General features: G+C 50.1%; 8 protein-coding genes and 1 pseudogene. All 9 read left to right on the top strand.

The annotated features are described in order from the left end of the window. Window positions 1-130 (top strand): annotated as a pseudogene (locus QMG56_RS22590) (IS630 family transposase); the annotation flags it as partial. Between the two features lie 253 nt (window positions 131-383). Then, window positions 384-1,694, top strand: coding sequence for a glycoside hydrolase family 5 protein (locus tag QMG56_RS22585; RefSeq protein WP_281825092.1), 1,311 nt, complete (start codon window positions 384-386; stop codon window positions 1,692-1,694). A gap of 800 nt (window positions 1,695-2,494) precedes the next feature. Then, window positions 2,495-3,781, top strand: coding sequence for a hypothetical protein (locus tag QMG56_RS22580; RefSeq protein WP_281825091.1), 1,287 nt, complete (start codon window positions 2,495-2,497; stop codon window positions 3,779-3,781). 224 nt (window positions 3,782-4,005) lie between these two features. Continuing rightward, window positions 4,006-5,295 carry an ATP-binding protein gene (locus tag QMG56_RS22575; RefSeq protein WP_281825093.1) on the top strand — a complete coding sequence of 430 codons (1,290 nt, stop codon included), beginning with the start codon at window positions 4,006-4,008 and terminating at the stop codon, window positions 5,293-5,295. A 1-nt stretch (window position 5,296) separates the two neighbouring features. Beyond that, window positions 5,297-6,670: a hypothetical protein gene (locus QMG56_RS22570; RefSeq protein WP_281825090.1), complete on the top strand. Its 1,374-nt coding sequence runs from the start codon at window positions 5,297-5,299 to the stop codon at window positions 6,668-6,670. Beyond that, window positions 6,667-7,518, top strand: a complete 852-nt coding sequence (locus tag QMG56_RS22565; RefSeq protein ID WP_281825089.1) for a hypothetical protein — start codon at window positions 6,667-6,669, stop codon at window positions 7,516-7,518. The genes QMG56_RS22570 and QMG56_RS22565 overlap by 4 nt, the downstream gene beginning before the upstream one ends. A 220-nt stretch (window positions 7,519-7,738) precedes the next feature. Continuing rightward, window positions 7,739-8,305, top strand: coding sequence for a WecB/TagA/CpsF family glycosyltransferase (locus tag QMG56_RS22560; protein ID WP_281825088.1), 567 nt, complete (start codon window positions 7,739-7,741; stop codon window positions 8,303-8,305). Window positions 8,306-8,309: 4 nt separating this feature from the next. Beyond that, window positions 8,310-9,491 carry a hypothetical protein gene (locus QMG56_RS22555; protein WP_281825087.1) on the top strand — a complete coding sequence of 394 codons (1,182 nt, stop codon included), beginning with the start codon at window positions 8,310-8,312 and terminating at the stop codon, window positions 9,489-9,491. A 14-nt stretch (window positions 9,492-9,505) separates the two neighbouring features. After that, window positions 9,506-10,306 (top strand): polysaccharide biosynthesis/export family protein, encoded by an 801-nt coding sequence (locus QMG56_RS22550; protein ID WP_281825086.1) that lies wholly within the window; start codon window positions 9,506-9,508, stop codon window positions 10,304-10,306. Window positions 10,307-10,624 lie beyond the last annotated feature (318 nt).

The following is a 10,624-nucleotide window of genomic DNA, read 5'->3' as shown; positions in this document are numbered from 1 at the left end:
CGCCTTCATCAAAGCACACAATGAAAACCCCAAACCCTACAAGTGGGTCAAATCCGCAGACGAGATCCTCGCCTCCGTCAAACGCTTCTGTCAAAAAACAATGAGCCGAACTTCGGATTCACGTGACTAGAGTATCGGCAACATTTGACCGGTGCTACATGTTTGGACAAATGATGAGGAGGGAGTACGTTGCGCACATTCCGACCGGATTTGCCCACCCGGGTAAGCGCTGGAGTGTCAGGGGATCGACCACTGTCAGTTCGATCATACATCGCTACAGCGCTTTCATCTGAAGAAAGCGAGAAATAGACAGGGCAGTTACACGCCACCCATAGCTCCGACCGACCTGAGCATCCAGCGACGTTTTGAAGGATCAGAAGCAGATGATGGATCTAAAACTGCCTGTCCCGTTTACCATCCCATTTGAGGCTTTGATAATGGCTGTTCGATATAACCCTTGCAAACAGCAAGGCCGTACACTCATGAAAACCTTAACTAAAGTGGCTACATTAACCTTTGCGTTGCTGGGTACAGCCTCATTGGCGGCCGTAACAACAATGAATGCATCAAGTTCGACAAGTTCGGCGGCGGCGTCCGGATCTTTTGTGACCATTCCGGCAATGCCTAATGAGGCATCTTCATCTCAAGTTGTTACGCTCCCAACACCTTTAGGCATGGAGTATTCATCTTCAACTCCAGCAATTTCAGGATCTGGGGCCGCTCACCATGCGCCAGTCCCCGCTCTGACAGCAGCGGCGGGTAAGGCGCTGCCTGGAATCAATATCTCAGGCGGTGAGTTCGGTAAGGTTCCAGGACGGGTAGGCTACGACTATAATTATCCGAAAAACTCCGATATTGACTATTTCGCCAGCAAGGGTTTCAAACTGATACGTATTCCTTTCCGCTGGCAACGGTTGCAGCCCGACCTCTTCGGACCACTATCGGCTCCTGATCGCACCGCATTAAATAAGGCAGTGCTCTATGCAAATTCAAAGGGACTTACTGTCGCTCTAGATATGCACGACTATTCCGCACGCTTGGTGAATGCACGTGCGGCTCGTGTCGGTACAGCGGAACTGCCAGCTTCCGCCTTAACGGACGTTTGGACCCGAATTGGGGAAGACTACAAGGGGAACGACAAGGTCTGGATCGGAATTATGAATGAGCCGTCGGGAATTGCTATAAGCGACTGGTGGAAAGTGGCTCAAGAGGTCACGAATGCGCTTCGCAGTAAGGCAATCAATAACAAGCTCTTGGTGCCTGGCGGATCTTGGAGCGGCGCCCATAGCTGGCTAAAGTCAGGAAATTCTTCCTATGCAGAAAAGTTCAGGGATCCAAAGGGCAACTTTGCTTTTGAAGTGCACCAATATTTCGACAAAGATTCGAGCGGGACACAACCGCAGTGCGTCGCAGGGAGCGGCAAACGCCTCGGAGCAGCTTTGGACTGGGCGCAACGAAATGACGTGAAACTCTTTGTAGGGGAGTTGGCAGGATCGGGTGATGCCCAATGCGCTATCGAGTATGGAGAAGCGCTTTCCGCGCTGAATGCATCGTCTAACGTGATTGGTTGGGCAGCATGGGGTGGTGGGGCTTGGTGGGCCAAAGCGTACATGTTCCGGTTAAATCCTCTTGCTATTGGTGGGCCTGAAACTGCGCACATGGCATTGCTGACGAAAAGCTTGTCGGCACAGTAAACTAACAATCTTGGGTCTTATGGCTATTGGGGATAGAGTGATTGTAGTGAATATTGCGTCAGGAGCGATCGTGCTATTAGATCTCGTCGCGAGGAATTGATAAGCTTCCCCTATCGATCAATAGGGCGTGATCGACTGCAGCCGGTCATTTGGTCTGCCAACATTTCATTGCTTAAGGATGTTGTGCCGTTATTGCGCAATCTACTGCTACGATTGGTTCTAACCCACAGTAGGGATGTGAATATGCAATGTTTGTCGATACCTTCCACGCGGGTTGATCGTAGTCCATTTCGTTGCCTTGAGAATTACTCCTTTATTGGTCGCGAAAAAATCGAAATGAGGTACGGCACCTAGCGATCTCGCTGGCGCTTCCATCATGCCAGTCGCCATTTCTTGTATCGGCAATCACTATTAAAATTGCTCAGGTAGCAGCATAAAACAGCGGACAGCTTGAAGATAGCAAGCTGCAACAAAGCCATACTTTGCTGGGCAACAGTGCTTGCCACTTAGAGACCGCAGCAGGAACCCGGCGATCGCGCTAATGAGGATTTCTGCTTGGGACGTCATTCCAAACCCAGAATCGAGAGATCCATATCATTGGTGGAATTCGCATTCAACTTTATGCTACCCTAACCCGTATTCTATGTGGGCAAAATTTTCTCCTACGTGCCTTACTCTTGCCCAACCGGGCAATGGGAATGCCTTAGATAGCCGCTTCCTACGTCTCTTAGATTGTTACCTTCACGACACATTACCCCTTGCAAGTCCAAGTCGTGATATCGCTTTACCTGGAGATCATCTTGAGAAATTTTGTGTCCTACCGACGAGATGCACTTCGGACGCGGGCAATTCCAGCATTTGATCATGGTTCCGGGCCAAACGCGCTACCGCATCCACAAGGGCTGATTATTTTCTTAGCCCTCGTTGCCACTATCTATAACGGCATACTGGCATTTTTCGCTGCACGCGGTGTGCCAGTAAATTCGACACTTATTGGGCTAGTCGAAATTGGAATTTTAATGTGCTCAGGGGTGATAATAATAAAAGACAGATTTGAATACGGCGTACTACCGGCGTTTTCACTATTATATTTCATGATCCTAATTGGTGTAACGATATCGCTTATCAATGAAACGATTTTCTTCAATGGTATTCGAAATTTTCTTATCGTAACCATTTTCACCCTATTGGGCGCCCATTGCAAATTTTCAACCCTTACCAAGATTTTTCGTATTGCGGCTTTAGTTGTGCTGTTTGGACTTTTATTTGAGATTATTGACATCGGTTGGTTTACAAAGTTTTTCCAACCCGCATCATATCTTTCTGCAACAAGGGGGATGGCGGAATCCAAGTATTCGAATGGATTGAGCGCCGGCACTATTGCATATCAGGGAAGATTTTCACTAGGTTTATATTCAGGGCCGCGAACATCATCTATATTTTTGGAACAAGTTTCGATAAATTGTTTTACTATTGTGTTAGAGCTATTTTTACTTGTTTTTATCAAGTCTCTTAAAAGATTTGATATCGCTTTATATATTACGGTTATTATTTTGATTTTAGCCACAAACAATGCTCGCATGGGAATGCTCGTTGGCTTAATATATATCGCTGGGTATTTTATCTTCCCTCGATTGCCAAGATACACGACGATAATATTTATGCCATTCGTTATTATTTTAACATTCATTTTGCTTAGTTACACAGGTACATCCTCGGGGGATGATCTAATAGGGAGATTATCCACTACCTACGATCTCTTGGTATCCATGAAAGCCAGTGAACTTGCCTTAGGGAACTTGTATATGCTGGGGCAGGCGGCAGATAGTGGATATGCTTACTTAATATACTCGACGACACTTTTTGGTTTAATCGGCTACTGGCTTTACCTTTCGTTTATCCTCCCGCAATCGAATGAAATGAGCAAGCGTTGTGCCTGGGGCTTGGTGATTTATGTCGGCATATGGTTGTTGGTCGGTGGAACAGGTTCTTTCTCGATGAAGACAGCCCCTCTGTTGTGGCTAATCGTAGGGTACGTCCGGCAACAGTCTTTCGATGATAAAAGCCCTTCTCCCCAATTGCGCTAACCGTAAATTGGTGTGAGTTAGCGTTTTTTGAGAGCTATCCGGTCGACTAAGTTAAAGTGGGGGCCGAGAGTGCTCCGCTTTCTATATCGTTCATACATTCCTGTTAAAAAAGTGCTGATGTGATATACATCGTTGTGCACTGCCGCATAAATCTCTAGCCTCGTAGGCACAGCTTAGGGTTCAAAAACTTGTCGGTTTTTACGAAGATTTCAAAATGGGTGGGTATGCTGCTGGGTGGTCCAAAGCGGCCGACCATTTCCCTGCCTGATGAATCCTTTAATCGATCCCCTCAGGTAAATAGGCCCACCTCATCAGTCGCTGGCTCAGTTGTGCAAGCGGATAAGAACGTCGGCTTTCGCACTGAGGGTTCACACGCATTGCTCCCAGATCGCGCTGTCAACCGGAGTGCAGTATTCACGGCTTTCGACGCTTCTCGACCCATTAACGGCCGGTCCCAACTGTTTGGCAGGGAGAAGGAGATTAAGGGGCTCTTGAGGTCCGTTTTCGACTTCAACCAGCATGCTGTCATATATGGCGCTCGCGGCTCAGGGAAGACATCGGTCGCCAGGGTGTTTGGAGATTTCGCAGACCAGTGCGGCTCAGTGGTGCTGTATTTTCCATGTGAGCCTGACGCAAATTTTTCTCAGTTAATGGGCGCTCTGCTGGACGGACTGCCAAAAGGCGCCGTAGATCCGCTTCGTCGCGCTGAGTTCGCGCGGAGAGTTGAAGAGATGCCGGCCCATTTTGGGCCGCTCGCGTTCGTCGAGCTCGTCGCGGATTTTGTAGTGCGACCGGTAGTGTTGATCCTTGACGAATTTGATCGAATTACGTTGGATCAAACCCGCACTGAAATTGCGGTATCGATGAAGTTGCTCTCCGACAACCACGCGCGCATACGTTTTGTAATCGTGGGCATAGCTAGCAGCGTTGCACAAATACTGACGGGCCACCCCTCATTGCGTCGGCATATGAGTGTGACGCGGATTGGTCGGATTGAACCAGGAAGTGTAAATGCACTTATGGATCACGGATCCGCTGCGGTAGGCTTGCCGTTTTCATCCGATGCGCGGGATATTGTAGAGCGAGTAAGTGTGGGATCACCCTACCATGTACGTTTGCTCTGTAGGCATGCCGCCCTTCATGCAATATCGCGCCGCAGCACGGAAGTGACGGCAGCGGATGTTAGGAGCGGCATTGTTGAAGTACTTGAGCAATGGGCGGAAACCAATCAGCTCGACGCCAGCAGATTTTCATCCATTGCCAGCAATATTGCTATACGTAGCTTGGCAGAAGAGGTTGCACGTGAAGCCGCTAAATTTGATATCTTTAAGCCTACGCCTGAAACCCTCGATGCGGTAGCCCGGCTGGGCGACAGCATTGAGCTTGCTGAGGGCGAACAAGGCAGCTATGCCTTTGTGGATAGTTTGGCTCCACAATTTTTAATAGCCAGTATTGCTTCGACCGAGGAGCAGGAAGACCACATCAAGCGCCAACGACGCGCGTTGGAGAACTAGGATGTTATCGACCGCTGATCTGATAGCTGCAGTGAAGCAGCGGTATCGTTTGGAATTGGCCGTATTTATCGTAGTTTTTGTCGCCGTGGCGGTTTCTGCGCTCATTTCGCCGAAGATATACACATCTACAGCAACACTGTTATTTCAGACCGCCATTGATCCTATTCAGGAAACCGCGTCCGGCGAAGGCGATTTGGCCACATTATTATCTACCCAGGCAGATGTGATAAAAAGTGATTTGGTGGCCAGCCGGGTTGTGGACGATCTGAATCTTGTCACGCCCGATGTTCTGGCGCTTTGGCGTCAACAAACGGGGGGCGTAGGTGATGTAAACGTTTGGTATGGTGCAAGCTTGCTAAGCGGCCTCTCTGTAGTGCCTGATCGGGCATCAAAGGTGCTTCGGGTGAATTATAAGTCTGCTGATCCGGCCTATTCAGCAAACATCGCCAACGCCTTTGTCAAAGCATATCTGGATCAGAAGCTTGAAATACAGACAGATCCTGCAAAAACATATTCCCGCTGGTTCGCAGATAGGACGCGCGAGGTACGTATTCGGCTCGAAGAAGCTCAGGCAAAGCTTACTGCCTTCAAACGGCGTACTGGGATCGTCGACACTGGAACTTCTGATGCTGAAACGAGCAGAATGACTGATCTTCAGGCGGCAGTGACGAGTGCCGAAGTGGGCGCTGCTGAAAGTGGATCCCGAAGTGCAGGGGCGATAGAGCGAACGGCGGATGTCCAAAATAGCGGCATTGTACAAGGGCTGCGCTCGACAATCGCCAGTAAGGCGGCCCAGTTAAGTCAAATTAGTGTTGCTCTTGGTCCCAATCATCCCGAACGTATTGCACTCGAAGCTGAATTGTCGGAACTGCGATCAAAGCTGCAGAGCATCGTCAGTGAGCAAAGCCAAGCCGTCCGGCTATCCAGTGCGGCAGCGAAGCTAAAGGAAGCGCAGCTACGGAGTAGTTTGCAGGGTCAAAAGAGCCGCATGCTCACGGTTGCAGGGGATCGTGCCGAGTTTGACGTTCTGACAAGGGATGTGGAATCTGCAAGGTCTTCATACGATCAGGTCACGCAAAAGCTCGACAATATGCGTCTATCTGCTGTTGCGCCAACGTCAGGGGCGCGTCAGCTCGATATTGCTCGTCCCCCGCTGCTGCCTTCCGAACCAAATATCTCCCTTCGGTTGCTGTTAGGCGCGGTCGCGGCCGTATTATTAGCTATCGGTGTGGCCATTGGTCTTGAACTTATAAATCCACTGGTCCGCACTTCGGGATCCCTGCAGGTTTCAACCGGCGTGCCGGTATTGGCGTCCGTAGCATTCGATGAGTCGTCTATTGGTCGTCATTCTTCTCAAGGGAAGGAATCGGAATGAGGCTGCGCTCATCACAGCTGGGGCAAGGCTCCTCTGACCTACGCGCGGTGACGGATGGTTCGTTTGAGGCTGACGCTTTTCTCCCTGAACAGTTGGCCGCGGTCCGAAAACTTCAGGCGGAAACCGGTGAGAGCTTCGAATTCTGTGCCGTCGAGCTGGGATATGATCAATCGAGGGGTGCCTCACCTGTCCATGCAATGTCAGACAACCCAGAACCCGAAACGAGCATTGATCGCCTTGTGGTGATGGTGTCCGATCCTGACGATGCTGTTGCTGTCTCGGCAAGAGAGCTTCGATCCGTAATTGGAACTATGCGAACACGCATGGGGGACCCGGTGCGCAGGATTGCGGTGCTGTCCTTGCAAGCCACTACGGAAGCGTCGATCTTGGCTGCAAACCTTGCAGCTGCATGTGCGATAAGTGGGCAGAAATCCTTGCTTATTGACGCCAACTTTGTTGACCCTATACAACATAGGCTCTTTCGCCGTCCGTTCGAGAATGGTGTTTGCGAACTGTTGCTAGGCCAGACGGAGTTACCTAACATAACGCAATTCACTGCCGTCCGGTCTCTAGATTTGGTGCCCATAGGCCATGATATCAGTCGAGCGGCTGAAATGACCGAGCGTAGCGCTCTGGCATTAATGACTGAAATGGCAAGTGACAGTTATGATGCGGTGATTGTGGATGCTGGGCCTGCTAATCAGACCGGACTATCTTGCGCGCAAGGATTTGACGGGGCGCTTGTAGTCGTTCAAAGAGATTTGACTGCCCTGAAAGACACCCGGAAGTTAATGGAACGATTACGTAGTGGCGGAGATTTCCCTGTCGGCATTGTTGTCGTAAATTAGCCGACATAGGTGGGGGATGGCTATAGCTACGCAAGATCACTGTGTGAGGCAGTGTCGTCGAATTGGCCATGTCGATATTGACGTCGAAACGGCTCCAGGAGCCGTCGGGCGTTTGGTGTCAGCTATCTCGGATGGGCGACCGGGCATTTGGGGATTCTGTAATGCCCATACGGTTAACCTTGCCGCATCTGATCTGTCCTTTCGAGAGGCGATCCGAACGATGACTATTTTCAACGACGGCGTTGGCGTCGATATTGCCAGTCGGTACTTATATGGGAGGCCGTTTCCTGAAAACCTTAATGGAACGGATTTAACTCCGGCGCTGTTAGCAGCTTTACCGTCTGGCACATCTGTATTTTTAGTTGGCGGTCGGGCAGATGTGGCCAGAGCCGCTGCCGAGAAGGTCTCTTCTACCTTTTCTCATATCCGTGTTGTCGGCTATCACCACGGTTATTTCGGATCATCCGAGCAACACGATGTCGTTCAGCGAATCGTGGAGACAGATGCTAGGTTTGTCATGGTGGGAATGGGGCAGCCTCGACAGGAAATCTGGGCGGCTTCCAATGCGAATAAACTTAACATGCCTATTTTATGCATAGGGGCGCAAATTGATCGTTTCGCAGGTCTGATTCCTCGTGCGCCCCTATGGATGCGTCAAATGAAGATGGAGTGGCTATATCGACTATTGCTCGAGCCGCGGCGACTAGCGGGACGCTATCTTTGGGGGAACTTTATATTTTTAGCCCGAGTGATTTTCGGGCAACGCAACGTGCGGGGGGAGGGCTAAATCGATGCCAACACCTGCAAAAAAAATGCTGAAGGGAATGGGGGCCGCAACGGTGGCACTCTTTGCAACGAGTGCGGTCCTTGCCCAAAGTGGTGGTGATCGCTTACGCGTTACGACTGCCATGTCCGCTGAATATGATAGCAATATTCTCCGCCGAAACCCGGATAGCGTGGCAGGGCCCACTGACAACACTCAGTTCTCGCCGAAAGTATCCGTTGCCATGAATAGGCGGTTTGGCAGAACCGCCGTAAAGATTGACGGTACTATTGGATACGATTTTAATTCGCGGTTTAAGTTTTTAGACAGACAACGCATTATTGCAAACTTAGGTGTCGATTTGCCAGTTGGCTCACAATGTCCAATCAGCTTTAAAGCGACACACCAGCAATTTCAGTTTGATCTGAATGACATTAATTCTACGCGAAGTCAGCTTCAGATTATAAATCGTGCTTCAGTTGATATTGTTTGTTCGCGTCCGGGCATTTCCCCTAGTATCGGTGCCAATTACGCTACCTCGAGCGCCGGCGGGCTCGCGCGAGGAAAGAGTGAAACCTGGGACATTCACGGCGGCGTGCAGTTGACGTTGCCATCTGCCGGCGTGCTAGCAGTGGGCGCACAGTATGGACAGCTTGCGCGACCCGGTTTGGAAGCGCTAGGTATTATGGACGGATCAATATCCAAACGGGTGTATATCTCGATTGATCGATCTGTTGCCCCCAGGTTCAAAGTTTCTGGCTACATCGGCTATATGCTGGTCAATCCTGAGCGTGATGCAGTGCCTGCTTTCTCAGGAGCAGCATTTAAGATAAATTCTTCCTATAGCTTTACTCCACGTCTGATACTCAACTTTTCTGCTTCTCGCGACGCTCAAGCTGGCTCTGGTATCGCATCCACATATGTCATAACCGAGCAGTATCGTGGCGCTCTCGATATTGATGTGTTAAACGACACAAGTATGAGTTTATCAATTGCGCGGCAAAATCGTCGATTTTTCGGAAATGATTTTGTGTCGGACAGGGCACTGAATTTTGACCATATTGATAGTGCTGCATTTGTTATCAACAGGCAAATCGGAACACGTTTTTCAGTGGGGCTCAATGGTCGGGTTTTGAAAAGAAGAGCCGATCTTGACGTCTTTGAATATAAATCATTGTCAGGCAGTGCTTCGGTTGGAGCCAAATTTTGAACCAGGGAAACTTCATGCGTATTATACCATTAGTAGCGGTCGCATTTGCGCTAACTGGATCGTTTGTCGGCATTTCGAATGCTCAGACCGCGCCTGTGGCAGGCGCGATGAGGCCTAATGATGGCTATATACTCGGGATCAACGACGAAATTGAAGTTACGATTTTTGGCCCCGGGCAGAATCAGACGGTAAGATCTCGGATTAAGGAAGATGGCACGATCACTGTACCATTGGTCGGTGCGGTCGAAGCCGCCAATCTTACTCCCCGTCAGCTTTCCGCGCTGATCAGCGGTGAACTTAGCGTTAGGGGTATGTTAAATGACCCTATCGTTAACGTGGAGGTCGTCCAGTTCGTAAGCAATTCTGTTACGGTTTTTGGAGAGGTGGGAGCTCCAGGAATTTATCCTCTTGATCGGAAGCTGACTGTCGGAATGCTGTTAGCTCGGTCAGGGGGCGCAAAAGCGAGCGGCGCAGATTTTGTCATTCTTAGGCGAGAAGGGGCTGAACAGCGCATCTTGACTTCTACAGCCAATGGAATGTGGAGTACGTCTACCGTCGTAAAAGCGGGCGATGAATTATACGTCCCTGCAGCTCCTTCGGTTTATGTTTACGGGCAGGTCGGTGGACCTGGTGTATTTGGAGTGAAGAGCAATACTACTGTACTTCAAGCTCTTGTGCGGGCCGGTGGTCCGACGTTGGCTGGGTCCCAGAAGAATATCACCTTACTACGCGATGGCAAAAAGATAAAAAAAGTAGATCTTGCGACCGAAGTTCGTGACGGAGATGTGTTGTACATTCATGAAAGATTGTTCTGATCGGTCGCGATCCTCGGCCAAAACCCAAGCACTACGATTCGTACCGTCAACTGGATAATGCGTTCTGTACCGAGAACGCCGAATTTGTGCAGGCCGCATCCTTTGCGATTAACTTGAGGTTGAGGTCTACGTGGGCGATGACGTGCTCCCCTGATTGTTACCAGTCAGAGGTAGAGTCTCGCTACTTCTGCACTGCTACCCAACCTTGGACCGCTTGGGTCTGGAGTTTTCCGCCTCGCTCAGATCCGGTGGGCGGGTTGCACCGGGTGAGTTTGCCAGCATGATCGGGGGGATATTCCCGATCGCGCTGTGCGGTCG

The organism is Sphingobium sp. BS19 (assembly GCF_027925545.1).
Classification (GTDB): domain Bacteria; phylum Pseudomonadota; class Alphaproteobacteria; order Sphingomonadales; family Sphingomonadaceae; genus Sphingobium.
Note: the sequence above shows the minus strand (reverse complement) of the source record. Positions and strands in the feature narration are given on the sequence as shown.